This window comes from Terriglobus roseus DSM 18391 (assembly GCF_000265425.1).
GTDB classification, from domain to species: domain Bacteria; phylum Acidobacteriota; class Terriglobia; order Terriglobales; family Acidobacteriaceae; genus Terriglobus; species Terriglobus roseus.
Genome location: NC_018014.1, coordinates 4392589 through 4419552, shown reverse-complemented (window position 1 = coordinate 4419552; position 26964 = coordinate 4392589). Strand labels below are relative to the sequence as shown.

At 59.6% G+C, this 26964-nt stretch carries 26 protein-coding genes; 24 read left to right on the top strand and 2 right to left on the bottom strand.

What is annotated here, in order from left to right; translation table 11 throughout:
- Positions 1-227 precede the first annotated feature (227 nt).
- The 18 genes from rplF (at position 228) to TERRO_RS18140 (ending at position 12350) form a co-directional block, all read left to right on the top strand.
- Positions 228-767 carry a 50S ribosomal protein L6 gene (gene rplF, locus TERRO_RS18220; RefSeq protein WP_014787180.1) on the top strand — a complete coding sequence of 180 codons (540 nt, stop codon included), beginning with the start codon at positions 228-230 and terminating at the stop codon, positions 765-767.
- 213 nt (positions 768-980) lie between these two features.
- The gene (gene rplR / locus TERRO_RS18215; protein ID WP_014787179.1) at positions 981-1346 is read left to right on the top strand and encodes a 50S ribosomal protein L18; all 366 of its coding nucleotides are present in this window, start codon (positions 981-983) and stop codon (positions 1344-1346) included.
- A gap of 60 nt (positions 1347-1406) precedes the next feature.
- Positions 1407-1913 (top strand): 30S ribosomal protein S5, encoded by a 507-nt coding sequence (gene rpsE, locus TERRO_RS18210; RefSeq protein WP_014787178.1) that lies wholly within the window; start codon positions 1407-1409, stop codon positions 1911-1913.
- A gap of 54 nt (positions 1914-1967) precedes the next feature.
- Entirely contained in the window at positions 1968-2156 is a 189-nt protein-coding gene (rpmD, locus tag TERRO_RS18205) for a 50S ribosomal protein L30 (RefSeq protein ID WP_014787177.1), read from the top strand.
- Positions 2157-2285: 129 nt separating this feature from the next.
- Entirely contained in the window at positions 2286-2774 is a 489-nt protein-coding gene (gene rplO, locus TERRO_RS18200; RefSeq protein ID WP_014787176.1) for a 50S ribosomal protein L15, read from the top strand.
- Positions 2775-2920: 146 nt separating this feature from the next.
- Positions 2921-4318 carry a preprotein translocase subunit SecY gene (gene secY, locus TERRO_RS18195; protein ID WP_014787175.1) on the top strand — a complete coding sequence of 466 codons (1398 nt, stop codon included), beginning with the start codon at positions 2921-2923 and terminating at the stop codon, positions 4316-4318.
- A gap of 6 nt (positions 4319-4324) precedes the next feature.
- Positions 4325-5077: an adenylate kinase family protein gene (locus TERRO_RS18190; protein ID WP_014787174.1), complete on the top strand. Its 753-nt coding sequence runs from the start codon at positions 4325-4327 to the stop codon at positions 5075-5077.
- Positions 5078-5102: 25 nt separating this feature from the next.
- Positions 5103-5852 (top strand): type I methionyl aminopeptidase, encoded by a 750-nt coding sequence (gene map / locus TERRO_RS18185; RefSeq protein ID WP_014787173.1) that lies wholly within the window; start codon positions 5103-5105, stop codon positions 5850-5852.
- Positions 5853-5901: 49 nt separating this feature from the next.
- The gene (infA, locus tag TERRO_RS18180; RefSeq protein ID WP_014787172.1) at positions 5902-6120 is read left to right on the top strand and encodes a translation initiation factor IF-1; all 219 of its coding nucleotides are present in this window, start codon (positions 5902-5904) and stop codon (positions 6118-6120) included.
- A gap of 58 nt (positions 6121-6178) precedes the next feature.
- A complete protein-coding gene (gene rpmJ / locus TERRO_RS18175) occupies positions 6179-6292 on the top strand; it encodes a 50S ribosomal protein L36 (RefSeq protein ID WP_014787171.1) in 114 nt (37 codons plus the stop codon).
- Between the two features lie 165 nt (positions 6293-6457).
- Positions 6458-6838 (top strand): 30S ribosomal protein S13, encoded by a 381-nt coding sequence (gene rpsM, locus TERRO_RS18170; RefSeq protein WP_014787170.1) that lies wholly within the window; start codon positions 6458-6460, stop codon positions 6836-6838.
- Positions 6838-7254 (top strand): 30S ribosomal protein S11, encoded by a 417-nt coding sequence (gene rpsK, locus TERRO_RS18165; protein ID WP_014787169.1) that lies wholly within the window; start codon positions 6838-6840, stop codon positions 7252-7254. Before rpsM ends, rpsK begins: the two co-directional genes overlap by 1 nt.
- A 123-nt stretch (positions 7255-7377) precedes the next feature.
- Positions 7378-8007: a 30S ribosomal protein S4 gene (rpsD, locus tag TERRO_RS18160; RefSeq protein ID WP_014787168.1), complete on the top strand. Its 630-nt coding sequence runs from the start codon at positions 7378-7380 to the stop codon at positions 8005-8007.
- A gap of 210 nt (positions 8008-8217) precedes the next feature.
- Positions 8218-9312, top strand: a complete 1095-nt coding sequence (locus TERRO_RS18155) for a DNA-directed RNA polymerase subunit alpha (protein ID WP_014787167.1) — start codon at positions 8218-8220, stop codon at positions 9310-9312.
- 140 nt (positions 9313-9452) lie between these two features.
- Positions 9453-9929, top strand: a complete 477-nt coding sequence (gene rplQ / locus TERRO_RS18150; RefSeq protein ID WP_014787166.1) for a 50S ribosomal protein L17 — start codon at positions 9453-9455, stop codon at positions 9927-9929.
- Between the two features lie 159 nt (positions 9930-10088).
- Positions 10089-11465, top strand: coding sequence for an OFA family MFS transporter (locus TERRO_RS18145; RefSeq protein WP_014787165.1), 1377 nt, complete (start codon positions 10089-10091; stop codon positions 11463-11465).
- A 20-nt stretch (positions 11466-11485) separates the two neighbouring features.
- A complete protein-coding gene (locus TERRO_RS23455) occupies positions 11486-11647 on the top strand; it encodes an MFS transporter small subunit (RefSeq protein WP_014787164.1) in 162 nt (53 codons plus the stop codon).
- Positions 11648-11816: 169 nt separating this feature from the next.
- Positions 11817-12350 carry a VanZ family protein gene (locus TERRO_RS18140; RefSeq protein WP_157178436.1) on the top strand — a complete coding sequence of 178 codons (534 nt, stop codon included), beginning with the start codon at positions 11817-11819 and terminating at the stop codon, positions 12348-12350.
- Positions 12351-12437: 87 nt separating this feature from the next.
- On the opposite strand, the gene TERRO_RS22365 is transcribed toward TERRO_RS18140, so the two are convergent.
- Positions 12438-13100, bottom strand: coding sequence for a VanZ family protein (locus TERRO_RS22365; RefSeq protein ID WP_014787162.1), 663 nt, complete (start codon positions 13098-13100; stop codon positions 12438-12440).
- A 577-nt stretch (positions 13101-13677) separates the two neighbouring features.
- Between TERRO_RS22365 and rplA the strand changes: the two genes are divergently transcribed.
- The 6 genes from rplA to TERRO_RS18105 all read left to right on the top strand — a co-directional run bounded on the left by rplA (position 13678) and on the right by TERRO_RS18105 (position 25882).
- The gene (gene rplA / locus TERRO_RS18130; protein WP_014787161.1) at positions 13678-14388 is read left to right on the top strand and encodes a 50S ribosomal protein L1; all 711 of its coding nucleotides are present in this window, start codon (positions 13678-13680) and stop codon (positions 14386-14388) included.
- 87 nt (positions 14389-14475) lie between these two features.
- Positions 14476-15162: a 50S ribosomal protein L10 gene (gene rplJ / locus TERRO_RS18125; protein WP_014787160.1), complete on the top strand. Its 687-nt coding sequence runs from the start codon at positions 14476-14478 to the stop codon at positions 15160-15162.
- 149 nt (positions 15163-15311) lie between these two features.
- Positions 15312-15686 carry a 50S ribosomal protein L7/L12 gene (rplL, locus tag TERRO_RS18120; RefSeq protein ID WP_014787159.1) on the top strand — a complete coding sequence of 125 codons (375 nt, stop codon included), beginning with the start codon at positions 15312-15314 and terminating at the stop codon, positions 15684-15686.
- Between the two features lie 670 nt (positions 15687-16356).
- Positions 16357-20838 carry a DNA-directed RNA polymerase subunit beta gene (gene rpoB, locus TERRO_RS18115; RefSeq protein WP_014787158.1) on the top strand — a complete coding sequence of 1494 codons (4482 nt, stop codon included), beginning with the start codon at positions 16357-16359 and terminating at the stop codon, positions 20836-20838.
- 149 nt (positions 20839-20987) lie between these two features.
- Positions 20988-25181, top strand: a complete 4194-nt coding sequence (rpoC, locus tag TERRO_RS18110) for a DNA-directed RNA polymerase subunit beta' (RefSeq protein WP_014787157.1) — start codon at positions 20988-20990, stop codon at positions 25179-25181.
- A 173-nt stretch (positions 25182-25354) separates the two neighbouring features.
- Positions 25355-25882 carry a DsbA family protein gene (locus TERRO_RS18105; RefSeq protein WP_014787156.1) on the top strand — a complete coding sequence of 176 codons (528 nt, stop codon included), beginning with the start codon at positions 25355-25357 and terminating at the stop codon, positions 25880-25882.
- 303 nt (positions 25883-26185) lie between these two features.
- On the opposite strand, the gene TERRO_RS18100 is transcribed toward TERRO_RS18105, so the two are convergent.
- Positions 26186-26944 (bottom strand): 3-keto-disaccharide hydrolase, encoded by a 759-nt coding sequence (locus TERRO_RS18100; protein WP_245536145.1) that lies wholly within the window; start codon positions 26942-26944, stop codon positions 26186-26188.
- Positions 26945-26964: the final 20 nt, after the last annotated feature.

Below are 26964 nucleotides of genomic sequence, written 5' to 3'. Positions count from 1 at the left end.
CACTTCGTGCGGTTCTCGACGCCGCTCTTCGCGGCGTGAGACTACCGGGATGAAATGCATGGGCCGGATCGCTTCGGGCGATCCGGATCCGACTTTCGCAAGTATCAAGTTTGAGTTGTAAGTGCGGCAATTGTCGCACTGGCTGCAGTGGAACGAGTTGGCTAACAGCTAGTGGCTAAGAGCTAGAAGCTTTCTCCGGGACTCGCAAGCCGCAAGGATAGAAACACATGTCACGTATTGGTTTGAAGCCGATTCCGATGGCCTCCACCGTGAAGTACACGGTGAACGGCAACATCGTAGAAGTAACCGGACCCAAGGGTCAGACGAACGCTCTGCTGCCGACGGGTATCCGTCTGGAGCAGAAGGACGGCTTCCTGCACGCGGTTCGCGACAACGATTCGCAGAAGGCTGTTCACGGCCTGGCTCGCGCCCTGGTCTTCAACGCCGTTGAGGGCGTGACCAACGGCTGGAAGAAGGATCTCGACATCGTCGGCATTGGTTATCGTGCTGAGTTGAAGGGTAAGGATATGGTCGTGTTCACCCTCGGCTACTCCCACCCCATCGAGTTCCCGCTGCCCACCGGCATCACCGTCACCATCGATCCGAAGCAGACCCACGTCACGGTCGAGGGCATCGATCGCCAGAAGGTCGGCCAGGTTGCTGCCGATATGCGTTCGCTGCGTAAGCCCGATCCGTATAAGAACAAGGGCGTTCGCTACTCGGACGAGAAGCTGAAGAAGAAGGTCGGTAAGACCGGCTCGAAGTAAGCACTTCGCGCGGTTCTCGCTGCCGCTATTCGCGGTGTGCGCGTACCGCAATGGAATGGATGGGCCGGCTCGCTTCGGGCGAGCCGGTTCAAAACTCAAAGCACTCTGCAGAAGTCGCAGTTGCACAACACCGAGGCGATGGACAAGATGCCATCGCTCACCGAACCGAACGCGGCCACTGGGTGGCTGCGCCGATAGGGAAGGAAAAAGACCATGATCACAGCACCTCAGCGCAATGTAATCCGCAAGCGGGTTCACGCGCGTGTCCGCGCCAAGGTATCGGGCACCGCAGAGCGTCCGCGCCTCAACGTCTTCCGTTCGCTCAACCACATCTACGCGCAGCTCATCGACGATGCTTCGGCAACGACGCTGGCTTCGGCTTCTACCGTCACCAAGAAGGGTGAGGACAAGAAGTCTGGCGGCAACATCGAAGCAGCCGCTTCGGTAGGTAAGCTGATCGCCGAGCGCGCCAAGGATAAGGGCGTTACCCGTGTCGTATTTGACCGCGGTGGCTACCTGTATCACGGCCGCATCAAGGCTCTGGCCGATGCTGCTCGTGAAGGTGGACTCGAGTTCTAAGAGAGCCTGACGGTTCGAGAAACAGTTGAGACAGGGACAGAGTTCCCCAAGAGGATTTACATGGCGATTCGCAAGAAGATTGATGCAGGCAAGCTGAACCTGAAGGACCAGGTCGTCGCGATCAACCGCGTGACCAAGGTCGTTAAGGGCGGTAAGAATATGTCGTTCGCAGCGCTGGTTGTGATTGGCGATTCGGACATGGGCATTGTTGGCTACGGCAGCGGCAAGGCGAAGGAAGTGCCCCAGGCAATCCGCAAGGGCATTGAAGCGGCGAAGAAGAATCTGTACAAGATCAACCTCACAGAGACTTCCATCCCCCACCTCGTTCTGGGCCGTTACGGCTCGGGCCAGGTTTTGCTGAAGCCGGCACCGGAAGGTACCGGAGTCATCGCCGGCGGCGCGGTTCGTGCAGTCATGACCTCGGCAGGCGTGCAGAACGTGCTGACGAAGTCGCTCGGCACCGCAAATCCGCACAACGTGATCAAGGCTACGTTCGACGCACTGATTCAGCTGCGCGACAAGGCTCAGGTTGCCGCTCTGCGTGGCAAGGACATTTCGGAACTGTAAGCAATTCGGCGGGCAGGGGACAGAGTCTCCTGCCCGACCAAAGAGGATAAGGCAATGGCAGAAGCAACGGGCAAGATCAAGATCCAGTACTTCCGCTCGAAGATCGCAACACCGGTCAAGCACAAGCTCGTCGTCAAGGGCCTGGGCTTCACCCGGTTGAACCAGATCGTGGAGCGCGAGGATACCCCCTCGATCCGCGGCATGATCGCGGTGATCCCTCACCTGGTTCGCGTCGTAGAGTAAGTACTCTGTACCGTCCTCGGCACCATCGAGGACACTGGACCCGGGCTGTAGCAATGCAGCCCGCATAACCTGCCGGACAACCCGGCAATGCGAGTCGGCCTTTACGGCTGGCGTTAGCGAGGAAATACCATGGCACTCAATCTTTCAAACCTTGGTGCACCCAAGGGAGCAAACAGCAACAAAAAGCGCGTCGGCCGGGGTATGGGTTCGGGCATGGGTAAGACGTCGACCCGTGGTCATGACGGTCAGCGTTCGCGTTCCGGTTCGCGCATGATGCGCGGTTTTGAAGGCGGCCAGATGCCGCTGCACCGCCGCCTCCCCAAGCGTGGATTCACAAACATCTTCCGCGTGGAGTACCAGGTTCTGTCGCTCGACACGATCGAGCTCGTTGCTTCGACCCGCAATATGACCGAGTTCACGCTGGAGTCGATCCGCGCGAATGGTTTGCTGAAGAAGAAGCGCGCACTTGTGAAGGTGCTGGCAAACGGCGAGATCAAGACCGCTGTCACCGTGTACGCGCACAAGTTCTCGGCGGCTGCAAAGACCGCAATCGAGAATGCCGGCGGCAAGGCTATCGTTCTCGGCGAAGCAGTTGAGTCGGAAGCGGCCGCAGCGTAAGCCTATCTCGCCCCCACGGGCGTAGAATGGCGGTACGCGAAATCATGGGAGAAGGGTCGAGCCATCTGGCTCGGCCTTTGCCCGTAGACCCTCCGAACAAAGTTTAGGAACAAGGGCCTCAAGGCCCGACTGGAAATCACCGCCCGATGTTCGACAAGATTGCCAACATCTTCCGCATCCCCGAGCTGCGCACGCGTGTGCTGTTTACGCTGGGCCTGCTTGCCGTCTACCGTCTCGGCGGACACATTCCCACACCCGGCATCAATGCAGAGCTGCTCGCGCAGTACTTCTCGCAGAATGCCGGCTCGTCGCTCGGCCTGGTGGATCTCTTCACCGGTGGGTCGCTGCGTCGTCTGACCATCTTCGCGCTGGGCGTCATGCCGTACATCACCGCGTCGATCATCTTCCAGCTGCTGACCGTCATCTATGAGCCGTTGGCAAAGCTGCAGAAGGAAGGCGAAGTCGGCCGCCGCAAGATCACGCAGTGGACCCGTTACGTGACGGTGCTGCTGGCGATCGTTCAGTCGTTCGCGATTGCGCTGACTCTGACAAAGTCCCAGACAGGCGCGCCCATGGTCACCATGGGATCGGGCAAGTTCATCGCGCTCTGCGTGCTGACGCTGACAACCGGTACGGCCTTCATCATGTGGCTGGGTGAGCAGATCACCGAGCGCGGTATCGGCAACGGTATGTCCCTGTTGATCTTCACGGGTATCGTGGCTGGTCTGCCGAACGGCATCAACGATCTTTACGAGAAGGCACGCGACGGCGCATGGGGTGGCTTCACGCCGCTGGCCATCGCCATCCTTATCGCAGCCATGATCGCTGTGGTCTACTTCATCGTCTTCGTCGAGCGCTCTGAGCGACGCATCCCGGTGCAGTACGCCAAGCGTATCGTCGGCCGCAAGATGATGGGCGGCCAGTCGACGCACCTGCCGCTGAAGGTGAACTCCGGTGGCGTTATGCCGGTCATCTTTGCCAGCTCGATTCTGTCGGCACCGTTGCTCTTTGCGAACACGCAGTTCGTACAGAACCACACGTTCCTGCGCGTCATCGCGGACGGCTTGAAGCCCGGCGAGCCCTGGTACCAGCTGCTCTCGATGGCTGCGATCATCTTCTTCGCCTACTTCTACATCTCCATTGTCTTCCGTCCGGATGACATCGCGGATAACCTGCGCAAGTACGGTGGCTTCATTCCTGGTATCCGCCCCGGCCGCCGCACCAGTGACTTCATCAACGACATCCTGACGCGCATCACGTTGGTCGGCGCTCTGTACCTGATCGTCATCCAGTTGATCCCGCAGATGTTGATCTCGGGTATCCACCTGAATCACCTCTGGCTGGTCGGCTCGGCGTTCGACCGCTTGCCCAGCTGGATCACCAACGGTCTGGGTGTCAACTTCTACTTCGGCGGCACGTCGTTGCTGATCGTGGTGGGTGTGGCCATGGACACGGTGCAGCAGGTCGAATCGCAGCTGATCATGCGCCATTACGACGGCTTCACGCCGAAGAGCGGTCGCACACGCGGTCGGCGGAGCTGGTAAGCGCACGTGACGGAGACGAACACGAACACAATTCCGGTCCCGGCGGATGGTTTCATCCCCGGGCCGGTTCTTCTTCTGGGAGCACCGGGCGTCGGCAAGGGCACGCAGGCTCAAATCCTGATGGATCTGTGGGGCATCCCCCAGATTTCGACCGGAGACATCATCCGGGAGAACATCAAGCAGGGAACACCTGTTGGCCGTGAGTTTCAGGATCTGGTGGCACAGGGCATCTTTGTGCCGGACGACTTGGTCAACCGCATGGTGCAGGGACGCTTGTCGAAGCCGGATGTGGGCCGCGGTTACATCCTGGATGGCTACCCGCGGACACTCGGCCAGGCAGAATGGCTGGACGAGCAGCTTGACGGCCCCGGCTTTCCGGGCGCGGATGGCGACATGACGGCTGCCGGTCGGCTACCGGTCATTGCAGTAAGTATCGAAGTTCGGTATGATGAGTTGTTGCGTCGCATCACGGGGCGGCGCACGGGGTCTGTTTCCAAGAAGATCTACAACATCTATACGCATCCGCCGCTGGTTGAGGGCTTGGACGATGTAGATGGAACGCCGCTGGTGCAGCGGCCCGACGACACCGAAGAGGTCTTTGCGGAGCGAATGAAGCAATTCGCTGAGCTGACAGCGCCGGTCATCGAGCACTACCGTGGCCTCGGCAGGTTTGAGGTTGTTGATGGAGAAAAGTCCGTCGAAACTGTGACGGCAAGTATCGCCACGGCGCTGGAGCGTCTGCGGCACAGAACCGCGTAACAGCAGAGGCGTGTAGCAGAAGCGAATGGCAATTGCGATCAAAACACCGCAGGAAATTGAGAAGATGCGCGCCAGCGGCGCCATCCTGCGGCAGGTGCACCAGGCAGTCGAGCAGGCAGTGAAGCCCGGCGCGACCACCATGGACATGGAGCGCGTTGCCGAAGCGAAAATCAAGGAACTTGGCGCGAAGCCGGCGTTCAAGGGATATAACAACTACCCGGCGTGCCTGTGCACGTCGGTGAACAACGAAGTGATCCACGGCATTCCCTCGGCCAAGCGTGTTCTGCAGGAGGGCGACATTGTGTCGGTCGACTGCGGCGTGATTCTGGACGGCTACTACTCGGACGCGGCGATGACGTATCCCGTGGGCAGTATCAGCCCGGAGACGCGCAAGTTGCTGGATGTGACCCAGGCGAGCCTGATGCAGGCGATCCAGGAAGTCCAGGTAGGCAATACCCTGGGCGACGTGGGTGCTGCGGTGCAGGAGATGTGCGAGGCTGAAGGCTTCGGCGTAGTCCGCGATTTCGTGGGCCACGGCATCGGGAAGAGCATGCACGAAGACCCGCAGGTGCCGAACTACGGCAAGCGGGGCAAGGGCACGAAGCTGAAGGCGGGGATGGTGTTGGCGATTGAGCCGATGATCAACGCCGGCAGTGCGGATGTGAAGGTTTTGAAGGACGGTTGGACTGCGGTGACGGTGGATGGCAGCATGAGCGCCCACTTTGAGCACACGGTCGCTGTGACCAAGGATGGCCCGGTCGTTCTGACGCGTTAACCAGAGTTTGTAAGTGCAGTTGGTAGTCGAGAAGTTATAAGGAGACGGTTTGCCGAAGGAAGATGCAATTGAAGTGATGGCAGTGGTTGTCGAAACCCTGCCGAATGCGATGTTCAAGGTGGAGCTGGAGAACAAGCACCAGGTGCTGGCCCACGTCTCCGGCCGCATGCGCAAGAACTTCATTCGCATCCTCCCCGGTGATCGCGTCGCTATCGAGTTGAGCCCGTACGATTTGAACCGCGGGCGCATTGTGTACCGCTACAAGTAAACCGTAGCGAGTCAGCAGTCAGTCGGGTAAGTCCCGTCTGAAGTTAGGAAGCAGCAAAATGAAGGTACGCGCAAGCGTCAAGAAGATTTGCGACAAGTGCCAGATCGTCCACCGTAAGGGTGTCGTTCGGGTCATTTGTGAGATCGCAAAGCACAAGCAGCGCCAGGGTTAATCCTGCGCAGTTTGTAAGTGCAGTAACCACGCGGAACCCAATAACTCCTTCGGGAGTGGTCTTCTGGGGCGAGTTAGCCGAAGTCAAGGCTTGCGATGAACCCCGGGATCTCCGCATAACAGCCGTGTACGACATCGTCACGGCAGAGAACTAAAGGAAGACACCATGGCACGTATTGCTGGCGTCGATGTGCCCAACAACAAGCAGGCACGCATCGGCCTCACCTATATCTACGGCATCGGCGAAACCCGCGCGCTGCGAATCCTTGGCAAGGCGGAGATCGATCCGCTTCGCAAGATCCAGACGCTGGACGAAGACGAGCTGAACAAGATCCGTTCTGTCATCGAGCAGGAAGGCGGCATTGAGGGCGATCTCCGCAAGGAAATCGGCCTGAATATCAAGCGCCTGATCGAAATCCAGAGCTACCGCGGCCTGCGTCATCGCCGCAGCCTGCCTGTCCGCGGACAGCGCACCCACACCAATGCACGCACGCGCAAGGGTCCCCGTAAGGGCACGGTTGCCGGCAAGAAGAAGGCGACCAAGTAATGGCTAAGCAGCAGAGTGCGGCCGGTAAGACCGGCAAAGGCAAGAAGTTCAAGAAGCGGGAACGGAAAAATGTCCCGTACGGTCTGGTATTCATTCAGGCGACCTTTAACAACACCATCGTGACCATCACGGACCAGCAGGGCAACACACTCTCCTGGAAGAGCTCGGGCTCGCTCGGCTTCCGTGGTTCGCGTAAGGGCACGCCGTTCGCGGCGCAGCAGGCTGCTATGAATGCCGCCACCGCTGCTCGCGACCACGGTCTGCGCTCGGTAGACGTGCGCGTCTCCGGTCCTGGTTCGGGACGTGAGTCGGCAGTACGTGCGCTGGCTGCCGCGGGCATCGACGTCCGCAGCATCCGCGACGTTACGCCGATCCCGCACAACGGCTGCCGTCCGCCCAAGCGCCGCCGCGTATAAGTACTCATCCGGCAGCGAGGTGCAAGCTTCGCTGCCGGATGACAAATGCAAGTGGATCGGGATGGAGAGGCTGCCAGCCTTGTAAACCGATCGTCACCGGAAATTATCGAAAGAGAGTAAGTAATGGCACGTTATACAGGAGCTGTCTGCCGGCTTTGCCGTCGCGATGGCGTCAAGCTTTTCCTCAAGGGTTCGCGTTGCTTCAGTGAGAAGTGCGCCATCGACAAGCGCAACTTCCCCCCAGGCCAGCACGGTCAGGCTCGCGCGAAGAAGATCGTCGGCTACGGCCTGCAGCTGCGTGAAAAGCAGAAGGCAAAGCGCATCTACTTCACGCTCGAGACCCAGTTCCGCGCGTACTACGAGAAGGCTTCCAACAAGACCGGCGTTACCGGCGAACTGCTTCTGCAGCAGCTTGAGCGTCGCCTCGACAACGTTGCGTACCGCATCGGCTATGCCATCAGCCGTCGCCAGGCTCGCCAGATCGTCCGCCACGGTCACGTGTCGGTCAACGGCAAGAAGGTGAACATTCCTTCCTTCCAGGTCAAGATCGGCGACGTCATCGAGATCCGCGAGAAGAGCAAGAAGCTCGAGATCCTGGCAAGCTCGCAGCAGTTCGCTGCCGGCCTGATGCAGCCCTCATGGATTTCTATCGACCGCGAGGCACTCACGGGCAAGATCATCGCCCTGCCGAAGCGTGAAGAGATCCAGCTGCCGGTCAACGAACAGCTGATCGTCGAACTTTACTCGAAGTAGTAATCAGGCTGCGGGCCGGTATCTTCCGGCTCGCATGCCCTGCTTATCAGTTCTTCGTTCGAGATGCGGCCACTCGATGTTATGGCCGTAAGTGCCACTTAGAAATTGCCTCGGCAGTTTCTTGAAGTCACTCAACTGCAGGATCCGACCTTTACCAACCGCAGAATGCTTCGCGGTCTTGGATAGAGCCAGGAAATGAGGAGAGTACCCATGTTGTGGAGAGGTTTTCAAAAGCCGAAGCGTCTTGCGGTCGAAACCGAAACGCTGACGGAAAAGTACGGTAAGTTCAGCGCACAGCCCTTTGAGCGTGGCTTCGGTACGACCGTAGGCAACAGCCTGCGCCGCACCCTGCTTAGCTCGATCGAAGGCGCCGCTGTCACCGCCGTGAAGATCGAAGGCGTACTGCACGAGTTCCAGTCGATCACCGGTGTGGTGGAAGACGCGACCGACATCATCCTGAACCTGAAGCAGATCCCGTTCAAGCTGAACGGCGATGGCCCCAAGGCCCTTTATCTGCGCGCGGATGAGCCGGGCGTGATCACCAGCGGCATGATCGAAGCCGACGGCGACGTCGAAATCCTCGACAAGGACGTGTACATCGCGACCGTGTCTGAGGGTGGCAAGCTGGACATGGAAATGCGCTTGAAGCGTGGCCGCGGCTACGTTTCGGCAGACAAGAACTTCGATCCGGATCTCGGCATCGGCTTCATTCCGGTCGACTCGGTTCACTCGCCCGTGCGTAAGGTCAACTACGCCGTCGAGGCAGCACGTCTCGGTCAGATCACCGACTACGACAAGCTGACCATCGAGATCTGGACGAACGGCACGGTTCTGCCCGCCGACGCACTCGGTCTCTCGGCAAAGCTGATGAAGGATCACATGACGATCTTCATCAACTTCGAAGAAGAGATGGAGAGCGGACTGGACGGATCGCACGACGGTCCTGCCATGCGCAACGACAACCTGAACCGTTCGGTTGAGGAACTCGAGCTCTCGGTCCGCAGCTACAACTGCCTCAAGAACGCCAACATCTCGACCATCGGTGAGCTGATCCAGAAGACCGAAGCCGAGATGCTGAAGACCAAGAACTTCGGCCGCAAGAGCCTGAATGAGATCAAGGAAATCCTTGCTCAGATGGGCCTCTCGCTCGGCATGAAGATCGACGAGTCTGGCAACCCGGTCCCCGGACCGACGTCGGTTCTGCCTGCAGCAACGTTGGCCGCATCCTTCGGCAACTTCGATGACGAAGAAGACGAAGATGAGGACGAGGACGATCTGGTTCTGCCGGAGACGGAGAACTTCTAGTTACCGCCGGGGCAGACGGGTTCGCACCGTCTGCTCCGGACTTAGTTTTATGACTCAAGTGCTGAGCGATCAGCAAGCAGTACAGGAACAATGCGGCGCGAATGCCCTGATTCCTGCATTTCAGATAAGAGGCAAGAGCCATGCGTCACCGCAAAGCAGGAAATAAACTCGGACGTAACCCCAGCCACCGTCGCGCACTTCTGCGCAACCTGGTCACCTCGGTCCTGATTGAAGACCGTGTCGAAACCACCCTGGCTAAGGCCAAGGCAGTTCGTCCGCTCGTCGAGAAGATGATCACCCTCGGTAAGAAGGGCGATGTTCACTCGCGCCGTCAGGCACTCGCATTCATGATGACCGACGCGTCAGTCACCCGCCTGTTCGCCACCGTGGCGCCGCGTTACAGCGACCGTCAGGGCGGCTACCTACGCATCATCCACACCGGTTTCCGTAAGGGCGATGGCGGCGAAAAGGCCGTGATCGAACTGCTCGGCGCCGAGCAGGAGCTGGACGCGAAGGCAACGAAGCGTGCAGAAGCCAAGGCCAAGAAGCAGGAAGAGTTGCAGAAGCAGCTCGCCGAGCAGGGTGGCGGCGAAGAAGGCAACAGCGAAGCAGCGTAAGCTGTCCGCACAACTCCGTTCTTGCATCACAAAAGGGACCGTGTGCCATTGGCGCGCGGTCTCTTTGCGTTTGCGTCGCAAGACGACTCGACAACCGCCCGGACTCCCCCAGTTCCTTCACAATCGCTTCCCGTGCCCCGGGATTAGAGATCAGTCCTTATGGCAATCAGTTTCCTTGACCGTGAGCGGTCCATCGCTGCACCGGGTTTCAGCCGCTGGCTGGTACCCCCTGCAGCCTTAGCGATTCACCTGTCCATCGGTCAGGTCTACGCCTTTTCTGTCTTTAAGAACCCGTTACTCGCACTGCAGGGCGCAGACGGTGCGGTGTGGTCTCTGAAGGAAGTCGGTTACATCTTCTCCATTGCCATTGCCGTCCTCGGGCTCTCCGCCGCCGTCTTTGGTGCCTGGCTTGAAAAGGCCGGCCCGCGCCGAGCCATGTTCTACGCCGCCATCTGCTTCGGTGCGGGCTTTCAGATTGCAGCGCTCGGTGCTTCGTTACACAGTCTCGCTCTGATCTACCTTGGCTACGGCGTCGTCGGTGGCATGGGCCTCGGCCTGGGCTACATCTCGCCTGTCTCCACGCTGATCAAGTGGTTCCCAGACCGTCCGGGCCTGTCGACGGGACTAGCCATCATGGGCTTTGGCGGTGGCGCACTCATCGGTGCGCCCCTGGGCAACACGCTCATGGCTTACTTCAAAGCTGCAGGTCACGCGAACCCGATCCCGCTCACCTGGATCACCATGGGTTCGCTCTATTTTCTGTTCATGATGTTTGGCGTCTTCACCATGCGTGTGCCCCCGCCCGACTGGAAGCCCGCCGGTTACGTACCCAAGGCTGCAACTGGTCTGGTCAGTACCCACAACGTAGCGGTCGAACAGGCTTGGCGTACACCGCAGTTCTGGCTGTTGTGGATTGTCCTCTGCACCAATGTCACGGCCGGCATTGGCATTCTCGAGCAAGCCGCACCCATGATTCAAGATCTGTTCAAGGGCCGCATCACGCCCGGCGCAGCGGTCGGATTCGTGGGCATGCTCAGCCTCCTGAATATGGCCGGCCGCTTCTTCTGGGCCAGTGCTTCTGACGGCTTTGGGCGCAAGGCGACGTACTTCTGCTTCTTCACGCTTGGTCCGGTTCTGTACTTCCTGATGCCGTACACCGGTTCCGATCACATCAACTCGGTCCCGCTATTCGTGGTCCTCGCTTGCCTCGCATTGTCCATGTATGGCGGCGGCTTCTCGACGATCCCGGCATATCTCAAGGATCTCTTTGGCGGCTTCAACGTCTCAGCCATCCATGGCCGGTTGTTGACTGCATGGTCTACCGCCGGCATCATCGGACCGCTCATCGTCAACGGCATCCTGGACCATTACAAGACCGCCGGCCTCAACCGTCTCGACGGCTACCGCCTGGTCCTGTACATCATGGCAAGTCTGCTGGTCGTCGGCTTTATCGCCAACCTGTTGGTCCGTCCCGTCGCTGAAAAGTACTGGATGCGCGAGACTCTCGCCGGTGCAGTTGACGCCCCCGCCCATTAACGCACCGCGAAAGAGATTGCATGACAGAAGCACGCACCTCATCCCCCGCCTTGATTGCAGGCGCTTGGCTCCTCGTAGCGCTGCCGCTGGCCTGGGGCGTCTACAAGACCGGACTCAACGCGGCAAAGCTCTTCACCTCGCCACCAGCTGCAGCGGCGCCGGCCACTCCGGGCGTGAAGTAATAAGTCGCGCGCGGCGTGGGTAGGCGATTCATCCCGCATTGCGTGCGACTTAGTATCATCATCCTGTGCAACGAAGAAACCTTCCATGTTCCGCAGTGTCTCGCAGCTCGTCGAACGCGTCCCGCCCTCTACCTTTGCACCCCTCTAACGCTTTATCGCCTTTACGCGAGTGCCGCGCTTGACGCGCCCCGCGTTGCTTGGCGGCCGCAAGCCATTGGCTTCCGGTTCGGCTGTCCTTTGGTTCCTGCTCGTGTGGACACCCGTGATCGTCGCGCTCGGCGTCATCGTAATGGAATCGACGCCCAACTTCTCCGCAGATCACACATCCACGTGGATGCGAACCAGCTTCGAAGCACTCTTCGGCGCCGTGCCAGATGCCCGCTGGCCCGAGGTTCATCACTACATCCGTAAGACGGGGCACTTCCTCGGCTACGGCAGCATGGGGCTGGTTTGGTTACGGGCATGGTTGCTCACGTGGGTGACACCCATGAAGCATCTGTCCACGGCGACATGGCGCGCCTACTGCATCGCCATGGCTATCTTCTGCACCATGCTGATCGCATCGCTCGACGAAGTCCACCAGAGCTTCTTACCAAGCCGTACCGGCATGGTCACCGACGTGTTTCTTGACACAGCCGGCGCTGTCGTACTGATCTCGCTTGTCTCTGTGACCTGGCTTTTCGGCGTCAATAGAAAAGCATAGTGGTGAACAGGCTTTGGTAATGCACTGTAATGCACCAGGGGCACGGCATAAGCCGTGCCCCTGGTACTTGGAAATCATCCAAATCCACTAATCATGAATCACCGCGTGAAAGCGGTCCGCGTTGTTCCGACGAATCGTCCGCTTCATCGCTGAGACGCTACGATTCGACCGACGCACAAAACCGCGCACACGACGCGATCCAGCCATACGCCGTGGAATCCCCACCATCGAAAGTCCTAATGTCAGAACCGGTCCCGTCTGCACCATCGCGTTGCGGCGCATCGCAAGGTAGGCGAAGACGATCAGGTTCAACGTCAGTGCGCCACTCGTGTCCAGTAACACATCCCAGATCGAGGCACCGCGCGACGGCAAAAACATCTGGTGGATCTCATCGGCACTCGCAACGACCAGCGTGGAAGCAACACCGAAGGCACCCGCACGCAGCCGCAACGTGCTCCAGGTGCCGGCATACCTGCCACGCAGAACGGAGAGCCACGCGCTTGCGAAGAAAAGCCCCAGCAGGCCGTAGCCGGTGAAGTGGCCACCCTTACGCAGATAGTGGTTCAACATCTCTACAGCCGTAGCGCTACCGGTACCAAACAGCCCCAACAGCTCCCGCAACCAGATGCCGGTCTGACCGGCCCCCATCTTGTTCGTCGACTCCACGCAAATCACCGCGATGCCACAGAACACCGGAAGCCATGCGTATTGGTTGTTTTTCGGTGAAGCGGACGTCTTGATCAGGTTCATGCGGCAATCGTCTCCAGTACATGTATTAGTGCAAACAAGGAAGTGCACGGTAGAGACCATCGTCCTATGCATCGGTAAGTTGTTCTATCCAAGCGATCTATCGCAAATACAACCGTCCGGTATGTTTCTCAATGCGCAACAAACTACGCCACCCGGTGGAAGATATGACCGGGTAAACAATTGAGGTATTGCGCACTCTTTTGCAGCAAACTGCCCTACTTGCTGGAAATCTCTCCCTTTCGTTGACATTTCACTTGAATCCGGGGATACTAGTCAGAGTGTCTGAGCCTCCGTGCGTGTCTTTGTACCGCCGGTCCTCTTGCACATCGAAGTCTGCGCAAGCAGCTTCGTCAATCACCACGGCCGAACGGCTCGTCCCCCGCAGCAGTTGAGTAATCGCAATTCGGGGCGGGTTCAGCGTAGAAGTAACGCTGCGGACAAAGGGTGGGGCCCTCGTTGGGGAGCTTGAGCGAAAGCGAAAAGCTGTAGTCAACGCGAGGCATACCCACTGGGCTAGAAGAATCCATCAGCCCGCTTTGTCCAATGGTTCGTGCGGTGGGAGACAAAGGAATAGCAAATGGCTCGTAAGATTTCGAAGAATCTGGCAAAGGCGCGCGCGGCTGTTGAGCCCCGCCCCTACGCCCTGACCGACGCGGTCCCCCTTCTGCAGAAGATCAAGTATGCGAAGTTCGATGAGAACGTCGACATCACCCTGCGCCTTGGCGTGGATACTCGTCACGCCGACCAGATGGTCCGCGCGACTGTGATCCTGCCGCACGGCCTTGGCAAAACGAAGAAGGTTGCCGTCATCTCCACCGCTGAAAACCAGCGCCTGGCGACTGAGGCTGGTGCCGACATCGTTGGTGGTGAAGAGCTCGTTGAGAAGATCCAGAAGGAATCCTGGACCGACTTCGACGCCCTGATCGCAACGCCGGACATGATGCGCTCCATCGGTCGTCTCGGTAAGGTTCTCGGACCCCGCGGCTTGATGCCGAATCCGAAGACCGGTACGGTGACCACGGATGTGGCCGCTGCCGTCAAGGAAATCAAGGCCGGTAAGGTCGAGTTCCGCGCAGATAAGACTGCGCTTGTTCACGTTCCCGTGGGCAAGAGCTCCTTCGACGCGATCAAGCTGGTCGAGAACGCCATGACCGTCATCGGTGCTGTGGTGAAGGCAAAGCCTTCCGCCGCAAAGGGCAAGTACATCAAGGCGATCTATCTCTCGTCGACGATGGGCCCTGGCATTGAGCTGGATCAGGCTGTCGCCGATCTCGCCGCCAAGGCGTAACGACTTTCGCCGCAAAGCGCGGCAGATGTTTCCGATCGGGCCACTGTGCCCGGTTATCTGGGCCAAAGCCCAGCAGAGGATTGAACCATGGCATTGACCAAAGCAAAGAAGCACCAGAAGGTCGCGGGACTGGCAGCAGACCTCCAGGGCGCGACCGCTGCTATCATCGGCACCTTCTCCGCGATGACCGCGGACAAGGACATTGACCTCCGTAAGGTTGTTCGCAACGCAGGCGGTAAGTACAGCGTGCTCAAGAACAAGCTGGCTCCCAAGGCCGGCGCGGGCACCAAGATTGAGGGCGCACTCGGCGGTCTCAAGGGTGTCAGCTCCATCGCTTACACCTCGGGCGACCCCGTTGCACTCGCCAAGGCACTTGCCGGCTGGGTGAAGGACAACTCGCAGTTCACCTTTAAGCTGGGCATCGTCGACGGCCAGGTCCTCGACGTAAGCGAAGTCCAGGCTCTGGCAACCATGCCGGGCAAGGAAGAGCTCTTCTCCAAGCTGCTGTGGCTCATCAATGCTCCGGCACAGCGTCTGGCAACCGTCATCAACGCAACTGGTCGCGACCTCGCAGTCGTTATCAACCAGGGCGTCGAGAAGGAGAAGTTTGCAAAGGGTGCCGACGCACCCGTTGCAGAAGCTCCCGCGGCGGAAGAGGCTCCGGCAGTTGAGGCAGCACCTCAGATCGAAGCTGCTCCGGCAGCGGAAGACACCGAGGGTGCATCGCCGCAGGCGGTCGCTGCAGCGACCGAGGCTCCAGCCGAAGGCGCATAAAGATTCGCTCCGTTCAACCAGAAGGTGCGCAGTCTGGGCGCATCGGAAACCTTCCGGAAGAGCAGGGCAGCCGAAGCAGTACGAACGCTTCGGAGACGTAATCAGCAACACGAGTTTGTATCACCAGATTGATCTAAAAGGAAAACATCATGGCAGACATCCAGCAGTTGGAAGACGCGATCGTTAGCCTGAGCCTGCTCGAGGCTTCGGCACTTGTAAAGAAGCTTGAAGAGCGCCTCGGCGTTTCGGCAGCAGCAGCAGCTGTTGCAGCACCCGCAGCAGGCGGCGGCGCTGCAGCTCCCGTTGCAGAAGAGAAGACCGAGTTCACCGTCATCCTCAAGGATGCCGGCGCGAACAAGATCAACACCATCAAGATGGTGCGTGAAGTTACGGCTCTCGGCCTGAAGGAAGCGAAGGACCTCGTTGACGGCGCTCCCAAGCCCCTCAAGGAGAACGTTTCGAAGGACGAGGCAGCTGCGGTTGCCAAGAAGTTCGACGGCGTTGCAACGGTCGAAATCAAGTAGTTCCGGCATGCGGCTCCCGGCTTTCCAGCCGGGAGCCGCTTTGTCGTGTTTCATAAGTTGCACAAATCTTCCAATCGCAGTATCCTTACTTTTGGAAGATGACCGCCCTGCGTAGGACTGCGTAACGGCGCGACGGTCGAACACAAACGACAATCGAACCTCATCCGGCTCATCTGTGAGCCGGCCATTGCAAACCTCGGGCGGCGGAGGTTTGCGGTGCAGTCTGGAAGTAATAGCGGCAGCAACCCTGAGGCGGGCAACCTCACTAAGGGGCGGCAGGTATTTTCATCATCGATTCAGTGCAAAAGTCGGATCTTGCGCTCACGGGCATTCCTGTCCCTGTGAGCGATTTCGCGTCCCCGGAGAAATTTTCCGGAAGGCCGCAGTAGTCCGGCACTTGTTCGCAATGGTCCCAGGAACCAGAGAGCACGAAGACACTCACCCAGTTTTGTAGCAACCGAACGACTTTCGTATCAACCACCGGGTATTCTGCCCATTTCACTGCGCGCCAGGGTTCTCACCGAGGTAGAACTCCGGCAGTCTTCAAAGCGCACATCACCCACGGAAGAGCCGCCCACACGGCATCTTCCGGCTCTCAAGTCAGTCAACGCATCGGATGCGGCGACGTGGACAAGAGAGGCCTCGGCACGAACCAGGGGAGTCTCAACGTATGGCAAGCAACACCGAAACGCGCGCCCTTCGCAGCCGTCTCGATTTTTCGAAGATCCCAACCGCAATCCAGATCCCGAACCTCATCGAGGTACAGCGCCGCAGCTATGAGCGCTTCCTGCAGATGGACAAGCTCCCCCAGGAGCGCGAGGACAATGGACTCCAGTCGGTCTTCACATCCGTGTTTCCAATCACCGACTTCCGCAACGTCTCCGAGCTCGAGTTCGTCGATTACTCCATCGGCAACTGGGAGTGTAAGTGCGGTTACCTCAAGGGCCTGAACCACCTGCGCACGGCCTGCGTGAACTGCGGCCACATGGTCATCACCGACCCCTTCCACCCGGGCGACGTGCTCTGCCATTTCTGCGGTACCTACAACAAGAACACCCCTGACTTCTGCACCAAGTGCGGTGACCCGGTCGGTCTGCAACTGAAGTACGACCAGGCAGAATGCGAAGAGCGCGGCATGACCTACGCCGCACCGCTGAAAGTCACCATCCGGCTCAAGATCTACGACAAGGATCCTGAGACGGGCGTAAAGACCCTGCGCGACATGAAGGAGCAGGAAGTCTTCTTCGGCGACATCCCCCTCATGTCCGCCAACGGTACGTTTATCGTCAACGGCACCGAGCGCGTTATCGTCTCGCAGCTGCACCGTTCGCCCGGCGTCTTCTTTGAGACGGCGAACAACCGTACCTACTTCCTCGGCAAGATCATCCCGTACCGCGGTTCGTGGGTTGAGTTCGAGTACGACCAGAAGAACATCCTGTACGTCCGCATCGATCGCAAGCGCAAGTTCCTCGGAACCATCTTCCTGCGCGCGCTCGGCCTGCGTACGGACGAGGAGATCCTCAAGACCTTCTACACGGCAGACAACATCTCGCTGCGTGACGGCAAGATGTACTGGCAGATCCCTGCAGAGGGCACGACCAACATCGTCGGCATCAAGCCGGCAAATGCCATCAACGGCACAGACGGCACGGAGATCGTTGCGGCAAACCGCAAGATCAGCTCGTCCCTGCTGGCCAAGATGCGCGCAGGCGGCGTGACGGAAATCGAAGTTGCCCAGAGCGACTTCGACAATGCCATCTTCGCTGCCGATGTGGTCGATCTGACCACGGGCGAGCTGCTGTACGAAGCAAACCAGGAAGCCACCGCGGACAAGCTGCACAAGATTCTGCAGACCGGCTCCACGGGCTTTGAGGTCTTCTTCCCGGAGAAGGATGACGTCGGCAATATCATCACGAACACGCTCAAGCGTGACTCCGTGCGCAAGCCTGAGGAAGCTCTCATCGAGATCTACCGCAAGCTGCGTCCGGGCGATCCGCCGACGCTGGACACCGCGACCGCTCTCTTTGAAGGCATGTTCTTCGATCCGCGCAAGTATGACTTCTCGCGCGTGGGCCGTCTCAAGTTCAACATCAAGCTGTACGAGAGCCAGGACGCAACCAACCTGGACAAGCGCACGCTGACGCCGGAAGACTTCTACGGAACCATCCGTTACCTGCTCAAGCTGCGTCGCAACATCGGCCTTGTGGACGACATCGATCACCTTGGCAACCGTCGCGTCCGCGCGGTTGGCGAGCTGATGGAGAATCAGTTCCGCATCGGTCTTGTGCGTATGGAGCGCGCCATCAAGGAAAAGATGAGCGTCTACCAGGAGATGTCGACGGCGATGCCGCACGACCTCATCAACGCCAAGCCCGTGATGGCTGCCATCCGCGAGTTCTTCGGATCCTCGCAGCTGTCGCAGTTCATGGATCAGACGAACCCCTTGAGCGAGATCACGCACAAGCGCCGTCTGTCGGCCCTTGGACCTGGTGGTCTGTCGCGTGAGCGCGCTGGCTTCGAAGTCCGCGACGTTCACCCCACTCACTACGGCCGTATCTGCCCGATTGAAACGCCGGAAGGCCCGAACATCGGTCTCATCTCGTCGCTGTCGTGCTTCGCGCGCATCAACGAGTACGGCTTCATCGAGTCGCCTTACCGCAAGGTCAAGGACGGTCAGGTCGTCGACTACGTCGCCGTCACCAACGCGGGTGAGAGCGGCTTCCGTCAGGGTGATCCGATTGAGATCAACGAGTCGCACGCGCTCAAGCAGCAGCTGGCGAAGGATGGCAAGCGTGTCCTTGAGACCGAGCCGTTCTCGTTCTACCTGTCCGCATGGGAAGAGGATCGCCACACGATCGCGCAGGCAAACATCACGCTCGATGAGAACGGCAAGCTGACCGAAGATCTGGTCAACGCTCGCCGCCAGGGTAACTTCGTCCTGGTGCCGCAGGCTGAGGTCGATTACATCGACGTCTCGCCGAAGCAGCTCGTCTCCGTGGCCGCATCGCTCGTGCCCTTCCTTGAGCACGATGACGCGAACCGCGCACTGATGGGCGCCAACATGCAGCGCCAGTCGGTTCCCCTGCTCGTCGCAGAGGCTCCGTTTGTCGGTACCGGCATGGAAGGCGTCACCGCGCGCGACTCCGGCGCTGTGATCCTTGCCCGTCGTAACGGCATCATCGACTCGGTCGACTCCGAGCGCATCATCGTCCGTGTAGAAGGCGAGCATCACCCCACGCAGCTGTCGCGTGAGGTTGGTTCGGACATCTACCAGCTCACGAAGTTCAAGCGCTCCAACCAGAACACCTGCATCAATCAGAAGCCGATCGTCCGCAAGGGTGACCGTGTTCTGAAGGGCCAGGTCATCGCAGATGGTCCTTGCACAGAGCAGGGCGAGTTGGGTCTTGGCCGTAACGTGCTCGTCGGCTTCATGCCGTGGCGCGGTTACAACTTCGAGGACGCAATCCTCATCTCGGAAAAGCTGGTCCGCGAGGACTACTACACCTCGATCCACATCGAGGAGTTCGAGATCGAAGCGCGCGACACGAAGCTGGGACCGGAAGAGATCACGCGCGATATCCCCAACGTCTCCGAGCACGCTCTGCGTGACCTGGACGAGTCGGGCATCATCCGCATCGGTGCAAAGGTTGGTCACAACGACATCCTCGTCGGCAAGGTAACGCCTAAGGGCGAAACCCAGCTGACGCCGGAAGAGAAGCTGCTCCGCGCCATCTTCGGTGAAAAGGCCGGCGATGTTCGCGATGCTTCGCTCACGTGCCCTCCCGGTATCGAAGGCACCGTCGTCGACATCCGCATCTTCTCCCGCAAGGGTCAGGAAAAGGACGAGCGCGCGAAGTCCATCGAGCAGGAGCAGATTGAGAAGCTGGAGAAGAACCTGGCTGACGAAATCCGCATTCTGACGGACGAGCGTCTCAAGCGCCTTGAGGCAATCCTGGGTGGCAAGGAAGTGCAGGCTGACCTGCATGACGAGCGCACCAACAAGAAGCTGCTCTCGAAGGGCGATAACCTCGACCGCGATACCATCGAGCTGATCAGCACGCGCAACCTGAAGCGTATCCGTTACGCCGACAAGGATCCCCGCGTGAACGAGCAGATCGATGAGATCGAAGAGATGACCTCGCGCCAGATCGATGTTCTGCGCAAGATCACCAATGAGAAGATCAGCAAGCTGCAGAAGGGCGATGAACTGAGCCCGGGCGTCATCAAGATGGTCAAGGTGTACATCGCGATGAAGCGCCGTCTCTCAGTCGGCGACAAGATGGCAGGCCGTCACGGTAACAAGGGTGTCGTTGCTCGCATCCTGCCGGAAGAGGACATGCCGTACCTTCCCGACGGTACCCCCGTTGAGATCGTGCTGAATCCGCTTGGCGTGCCTTCGCGTATGAACGTCGGTCAGATCCTCGAGACGCATCTTGGATGGGCCGCGCACAAGCTGGGCGCCATGATCGCCGAGATGGCAGCACAGGCTGAGAATGCCAACGAGATCCGCGAGCTCTTCAAGGCGCGCTTCAAGGACACGGCTGCTCTCAACCAGCTGCTGGAACTGGATGACGAAATGACGGTGCGTGTTGCGGCCGGCATGAAGCGTGGCATCTGGTTCGGCACCGCGGTCTTCGACGGCGCACGTGAGACGGAGATCAAGGCGCTCCTCGCAGCGGCTGGTCTGCCCTCCTCGGGCAAGTCCGAACTGTTCGACGGTATGACCGGCGAGCCGTTCGAACAGCCGGTCACCGTTGGCTACATCTACATGCTGAAGCTGAGCCACCTTGTGGACGACAAGATCCACGCGCGTTCCATCGGACCGTACTCCCTCATCACGCAGCAGCCGCTGGGTGGTAAGGCACAGTTCGGCGGACAGCGCTTCGGTGAGATGGAAGTGTGGGCGCTTGAAGCTTATGGCGCTGCATACATCCTGCAGGAGCTGCTCACTGCCAAGTCCGACGATGTCTTCGGCCGTACCAAGATCTACGAAGCCATCGTGAAGGGCGAGGCGGCGATCGAGCCCGGCGTGCCGGAGTCGTTCAACGTGCTCATCCGCGAGCTGCAGTCGCTCTGCCTCGATGTCGAGCTGGTCAAGCAGGAGGATCTCAAGAAGATCCCGATGCTGCCCATCGCAGCTGCTGCTGACTAAGTCGTGTGAAGAGCAGGGGACTCATCCTCCCCTGCTCACCTCACGCGCAAACTTTTTGGATTAGGGCATGCGGCCCGCCACAAGTGACCGCGAACAGCAGCACAACCGCAGGACCGGCAAACCGCCGCGACTGCACGGAGACTAACAACATGTTCCGTTCGAGCCCCTTTGAACTGTCCGGCCCCATCACCGACTTTGACGCGATCCGTATCTCTCTCGCTTCCCCCGAGAAGATCCGTTCGTGGTCGCACGGTGAAGTGACCAAGCCCGAGACGATCAACTACCGTACCTTCAAGCCGGAGCGCGATGGCCTCTTCTGCGCGCGTATCTTCGGACCCATCACCGACTGGGAATGCCTCTGCGGCAAGTACAAGCGCATGAAGCACCGCGGCGTTATCTGCGACAAGTGCGGCGTTGAAGTCACACTGTCGAAGGTCCGTCGTGAGCGCCTGGGCCACATTGAGCTGGCTTCGCCCTGCTCGCACGTCTGGTTCTTCAAGGGCCTGCCGTCGCGTATCGGCCACCTGCTCGACATCTCGCTGCGCGAGCTCGAGGCTGTTCTTTACTTCGAATCGTACGTCGTCATCGACGCCGGTGATGCGCCCGTCAAGGAGCGCGAGATCATCAAGGACGAGACCCGCTTCCGCGAGCTCGACCAGCAGTACCGTCCCTCGGGCTTCAAGGCCATGATGGGCGCAGAAGCCATCAAGGAACTGCTCAAGCGCGTTGAGATTGAAGAGCTCGCCATTGAAATGCGCGAGAAGATGAAGGTCGAGCAGAGCCTTCAGAAGAAGCTGAAGTATGCCAAGCGCCTGAAGGTCGTTGAGGCCTTCCGTCGTTCGGACAACAAGCCCCAGTGGATGATTCTCGACGTGATCCCCGTGATCCCGCCTGAGCTTCGCCCCCTCGTGCCGCTGGATGGTGGCCGCTTCGCAACCTCCGATTTGAATGACCTGTACCGCCGCGTCATCAACCGTAACAACCGCCTCAAGAAGCTCATGGACCTCCATGCGCCTGAAGTGATTGTGCGGAACGAAAAGCGCATGCTGCAGGAAGCAGTCGACGCTCTGTTCGACAACGGCCGCCGTGGCCGCGTGCTGCGTGGCGCGAACAACCGTCCGCTCAAGTCGCTCTCCGACACCCTCAAGGGCAAGCAGGGCCGCTTCCGTCAGAACCTTCTTGGTAAGCGCGTCGATTACTCGGGCCGTTCCGTTATCGTCGTCGGACCAGAGCTGAAGCTCCACCAGTGCGGCCTGCCGAAGAAGATGGCACTTGAGCTCTTCAAGCCCTTCATCTACCACCGCCTTGAGCAGACTGGTCATTGCACCACGATCAAGCAGGCCAAGGAAATGGTCGAGATGCAGGAGCCCATCGTCTGGGACATCCTAGAAGAGGTCATCAAGGATCACCCGGTCCTTCTGAACCGCGCACCAACCCTCCACCGTCTGGGTATCCAGGCGTTTGAGCCGGTGCTCGTTGAAGGCAAGGCAATCAAGATCCACCCGCTCGTCTGCACGGCCTTCAACGCCGACTTCGACGGCGATCAGATGGCCGTTCACATCCCGCTGTCGCCGGAAGCACAGGTCGAAGCATCGGTCCTGATGCTCGCTGCGCACAACATCCTGTCGCCCGCATCGGGTCAGCCCATCACCGTCCCCACGCAGGATCTCGTCCTCGGTCTGTACTACGTGACCAAGGCCAAGGTTGGCGCGAAGGGCGAGGGCCGCGTCTTCGCGAACATCGAAGAAGTGCTGATGGCGCTCGAAGCCAAGCAGGTTGAGACGTTGTCGCCCATCCGTCTGCGTTACACCGGTCCCGTGCTCGATCTGACGACCGCGTATGACGACCAGGATCTGACGCACACGGAAGTTGTCGAGTACAACAAGCAGTTCATCTCGACGACCGTCGGCCGCGCCATCCTGAACGACGCTCTTCCTGACGGCATGCCGTACGTCAACGGCCTCCTCAAGAAGAAGGGCATCGGACAGCTCATCAACTACTGCTACCTGAACCTGGGCCTCGAAGTCACGGTGAAGGCGCTCGACCGCATCAAGGAACTCGGCTTCCATTACGCGACGCGTTCGGGTCTGTCCGTTGGTCTCGATGACATGGTCATCCCGGCTTCCAAGTACACCGTTGTGCACGAGGCCGAAAAGCAGGTCATCGCCGTGCAGCAGCAGTACCTGGACGGCGCCATCACCAACGGCGAGCGTTCGAACAAGGTCATCCAGATGTGGTCGGGAGTTACCGAGCGCGTCGCCGATGAGATGTTCAACAACATGAAGCAGGCTGACAAGGAAGGAGTCATGAACCCGATCTACATCATGGCCGATTCCGGTGCGCGTGGTTCCAAGCAGCAGATTCGTCAGCTCAGCGGTATGCGTGGACTGATGGCGAAGCCGTCGGGCGAAATCATCGAAGTGCCCATCACGGCAAACTTCCGTGAAGGCCTCACCGTGCAGCAGTACTTCATCTCGACCCACGGCGCTCGTAAGGGCCTGGCGGATACCGCGCTGAAGACCGCTGACTCGGGCTACCTGACCCGCCGCCTCGTCGACGTGGCACAGGACGTTATCATCACCGAGTCCGATTGCGGCACCACGCAGGGCATCTATGTCACGCCGATCATTGAAGCCGGCGAGATCATCGAGCCGTTGCGTGACCGTATCATCGGCCGCGTCACGCTGGAGCAGTTCAAGGATGTCGATGGCAAGGTCATCGTCAACGTGAACCAGGAGATCGACGAGACGAAGGCGACCGACATTCAGGCTGCCGGCGTTGAGAAGGTCAAGATCCGCTCGGTACTCACGTGCGAATCCAAGCGCGGCGTCTGCAAACTTTGCTACGGCCGTAACCTCGGTTCGGGCAAGATGGTCGAAATGGGCGAAGCCGTCGGCGTCATCGCGGCACAGTCCATTGGTGAGCCTGGTACCCAGCTCACGATGCGTACCTTCCACGTCGGTGGAACCGCATCGCGTGTCTCGGATCAGTCGCGCCTCGACGCCAAGAACGCCGGCATGCTGAAGTACATCAACCTGAACACCGTGCGCGCCAAGGACGGCAACCTGGTTGCCATGAACCGTTCGGGCCAGGTCGCCATCATCGACGACAAGGGCCGTGAGCGTGAGCGTTACCCCATCGTCTACGGCGCGAAGCTGCGCGTGGAAGATGGAGCTCAGGTCGACATCGGCACCACGATCGGTGAGTGGGATCCTTACACCTACTCGATCGTCACCGAAATCGGCGGCGTCATCCAGTTCAAGGATCTTCAGGAAGGCATCACGCTCAACGACGAAGTGGACGAAGTCACCGGCCTGTCGCGCCTGGTGGTTGCGGACGCTCCCGATGAAAAGCGTCAGCCCGCTCTGATGATCAACGGCCATGACGGTTCCAAGAAGCGTTACCTGATGCCGTCGCGTGCTTACCTGATGATCGCGGATGGAGAAGAGGTCGCCCCCGGCGACATCCTCGCCAAGATCCCGCGTGAGTCCACCCGTACCAAGGACATCACGGGCGGTCTGCCCCGCGTTGTGGAACTGTTCGAAGCGCGTAAGCCGCGTGAGACAGCCACCATCGCTGAGATCGACGGTGTCATCCGCTTCGGCGATGTGGTGAAGGGTCAGCGCAAGATCTACATCACCGGCGACAACGGCGAAGAGCGCGAGTACTCCGTACCCCGCTCCATCTACGTGAACGTGCAGGAAGGTGAGCGTCTGGCAGCCGGCGAAAAACTCTTCGACGGCCCGCTGAACCCGCACGACGTCCTGGCTGTTCTCGGCGAGAAGGAACTGCAGAAGTACCTGGTCAACGAGATCCAGGAAGTCTACCGTCTGCAGGGCGTGGCCATCAGCGACAAGCACATCGAAACCATCGTGCGGCAGATGCTGCGCTGGGTGAAGGTGGACGAAGTCAACGACACCAACTTCCTCATGGAGCAGCAGATCGACCGCTTCCGTTTCGACGCGGAGAACGATCGTGTTGCCAAGGAAGGTGGCCGTATCGCCACCGGCCGTCCGCTCCTGCTCGGCATCACCAAGGCGTCGCTGTCCACCGACAGCTTCATCTCGGCCGCCAGCTTCCAGGAGACGACCCGCGTCCTCACCGAGGCGTCCATCAACGGCGCCGTGGATACCCTCCGCGGCCTGAAGGAGAACGTCATCGTCGGCCGCCTCATCCCCGCCGGCACCGGCATGGAGTACTACCGCAACGTTCAGCTCTCACCCGAGCTGGAAGAGGCGGCAGCGAAGATCCAGCAGGAAGTCCAGGAAGCGCACGACGCCGAAGAGCGCGAGCTCGAAGCAATGCGTATGGAAGGCGAGCAGGAAGAGCTCGCCGCCGAATAACGGACAGCCACAACCGCTCCAAACCAGAAGGGCCGACTCGAAAGAGTCGGCCCTTCTGCTTGGTATCGCAAACTCCAACCGTTTATGACTCGCGGTGGCGCACGGACCCTCGTCCCATTCCCGCATCACACCCCGTGAAGGCCGCAGCACCGCACGCGAGCCACAGGAGCATCATGACCAAAAAACTCTCTCTCCCGGTAAGTGAAGACGACCACGCCCAGGGCAACGCCCGCGCCGCCGTCACACTCGTCGAGTACGGCGATTACCAGTGCCCCACCTGCGGCGTCGCCTACCCCATCGTCAAGCAGTTGCAGAAGCACTTCGGCGATCGCCTCCGCTTCGTCCATCGCAACTTTCCGCTGACCATGCACCGCTACTCAGAACCCGCGGCGGAGACTGCCGAGTTCGCTGCAAGTGAAGGCAAGTTCTGGGAGATGCACGACGCCCTCTACGAAAACCAATCCGAGATGAGCGGCGATCTCTTCCCTGAACTCGCCTCCGAGCTCGGCCTAAGCCCCCAAAAGCTCGAAGAAGCCCTCGACGGCAGCAATTTCACCGCACTCATCGAGAAGGACATCGCCAGCGGAGAAGCCAGCGGCGTCCACGGCACCCCCACCTTCTTCCTCAACGGCCTCCGCCACGACGCCCCCTTCGACTACGAAACCCTCAAAGCAGCCATCACAGCAGCAACCGAAAAGTAACCCAGCAACCAGGCCCAGTTCTGTCTTTCCTGACAACTCATACAGGAAGCGCACAAATCCGGGTGCCCCACGTCTCGCACCTGAGACGTGGGTATTTTAGCTTCGTAGAAACAAGCGGGAAGCCACAAAACCGGGTGCCCCACCTTCGCGCAGCTCAGGTGGGCATCGCGCGAAAGCGCGACCTTTTTCGGAGGGGCATGGCTTCAGCCATGCCATTACAAACCCAAAACAAAACCGGCTTCAGCCGCTGAGGGATCTCTGATCCGCCGGCACGCACCCAGCGGAGAGCCTCAAACGTGCGACCTACCTCGCACCCCCACCCAACTCCCGAATCTTCAAATTCCGAAACGAAACCGGAAACCCATGATCCTGCAGCAGCAGGTACCCGCTATCCTTCGCACCAAACCCCGGATAGCCACTGAACTTACTCGCCGCCACAACCTCCCTAAACGCAGGCGAATCGCGGTCGTACTCCAGCACCTTCACACCATTCAGCCAGTGCTCGCCATGCTTCCCGCGCACCACAATACGAGCGGTATTCCACTCACCGATGGGCTTGATCGGCTTATCCTTCGCCGCCGGAATCATGTCATAGAGTGACGCCACCGTCCGGTCGCCATCCTTGCCCTTCTTCGCATCCGGATGCACCGCATCGTCCAGCACCTGGTACTCAAACCCAATGGCCGACCCATGGCCCTCGTGGCCCGGCGTCATATCCAGGTCCACAAAGTACTTGATCCCGGAGTTCGCACCCGGTGAAAGCTTGAAGTCCACCGACAGCTCAAAATCCCCATAGGTGCGCGTCGACACAATGTCGCCACCATTGCCCGCCTCCTCACCGCCCGCCTCCGTCACGGTCAGCGCGCCATCCCGCACCGCCCATCCCGTCGCAGGAAAGCCACCACCGCGGGCACTCCGCCACCCATCGGTCGTCTTGCCATCAAACAGCAGCTGCCACCCGTCGGCTTTCTCCTTCGGCGTAAGCGTGTTCACCATCTGCGCAGACACAGCAGACGCAGCAAGCGAAAGACTCAACACAACGGCAGCAAGCGCTCTCTTCATGCCAAACAGCATAGCCCCAA

Bases quoted from the DNA above. Each gene is read 5' to 3' on its own strand.
- rplF (WP_014787180.1), top strand. From the start codon at position 228: ATGTCACGTATTGGTTTGAAGCCGATTCCGATGGCCTCCACCGTGAAG.
- rplR (WP_014787179.1), top strand. From the start codon at position 981: ATGATCACAGCACCTCAGCGCAATGTAATCCGCAAGCGGGTTCACGCG.
- rpsE (WP_014787178.1), top strand. From the start codon at position 1,407: ATGGCGATTCGCAAGAAGATTGATGCAGGCAAGCTGAACCTGAAGGAC.
- rpmD (WP_014787177.1), top strand. From the start codon at position 1,968: ATGGCAGAAGCAACGGGCAAGATCAAGATCCAGTACTTCCGCTCGAAG.
- rplO (WP_014787176.1), top strand. From the start codon at position 2,286: ATGGCACTCAATCTTTCAAACCTTGGTGCACCCAAGGGAGCAAACAGC.
- secY (WP_014787175.1), top strand. From the start codon at position 2,921: ATGTTCGACAAGATTGCCAACATCTTCCGCATCCCCGAGCTGCGCACG.
- map (WP_014787173.1), top strand. From the start codon at position 5,103: ATGGCAATTGCGATCAAAACACCGCAGGAAATTGAGAAGATGCGCGCC.
- rpmJ (WP_014787171.1), top strand. From the start codon at position 6,179: ATGAAGGTACGCGCAAGCGTCAAGAAGATTTGCGACAAGTGCCAGATC.
- rpsM (WP_014787170.1), top strand. From the start codon at position 6,458: ATGGCACGTATTGCTGGCGTCGATGTGCCCAACAACAAGCAGGCACGC.
- rpsK (WP_014787169.1), top strand. From the start codon at position 6,838: ATGGCTAAGCAGCAGAGTGCGGCCGGTAAGACCGGCAAAGGCAAGAAG.
- rpsD (WP_014787168.1), top strand. From the start codon at position 7,378: ATGGCACGTTATACAGGAGCTGTCTGCCGGCTTTGCCGTCGCGATGGC.
- TERRO_RS18155 (WP_014787167.1), top strand. From the start codon at position 8,218: ATGTTGTGGAGAGGTTTTCAAAAGCCGAAGCGTCTTGCGGTCGAAACC.
- rplQ (WP_014787166.1), top strand. From the start codon at position 9,453: ATGCGTCACCGCAAAGCAGGAAATAAACTCGGACGTAACCCCAGCCAC.
- TERRO_RS18145 (WP_014787165.1), top strand. From the start codon at position 10,089: ATGGCAATCAGTTTCCTTGACCGTGAGCGGTCCATCGCTGCACCGGGT.
- TERRO_RS23455 (WP_014787164.1), top strand. From the start codon at position 11,486: ATGACAGAAGCACGCACCTCATCCCCCGCCTTGATTGCAGGCGCTTGG.
- TERRO_RS22365 (WP_014787162.1), bottom strand. From the start codon at position 13,100: ATGAACCTGATCAAGACGTCCGCTTCACCGAAAAACAACCAATACGCA.
- rplA (WP_014787161.1), top strand. From the start codon at position 13,678: ATGGCTCGTAAGATTTCGAAGAATCTGGCAAAGGCGCGCGCGGCTGTT.
- rplJ (WP_014787160.1), top strand. From the start codon at position 14,476: ATGGCATTGACCAAAGCAAAGAAGCACCAGAAGGTCGCGGGACTGGCA.
- rplL (WP_014787159.1), top strand. From the start codon at position 15,312: ATGGCAGACATCCAGCAGTTGGAAGACGCGATCGTTAGCCTGAGCCTG.
- rpoB (WP_014787158.1), top strand. From the start codon at position 16,357: ATGGCAAGCAACACCGAAACGCGCGCCCTTCGCAGCCGTCTCGATTTT.
- rpoC (WP_014787157.1), top strand. From the start codon at position 20,988: ATGTTCCGTTCGAGCCCCTTTGAACTGTCCGGCCCCATCACCGACTTT.
- TERRO_RS18105 (WP_014787156.1), top strand. From the start codon at position 25,355: ATGACCAAAAAACTCTCTCTCCCGGTAAGTGAAGACGACCACGCCCAG.
- TERRO_RS18100 (WP_245536145.1), bottom strand. From the start codon at position 26,944: ATGAAGAGAGCGCTTGCTGCCGTTGTGTTGAGTCTTTCGCTTGCTGCG.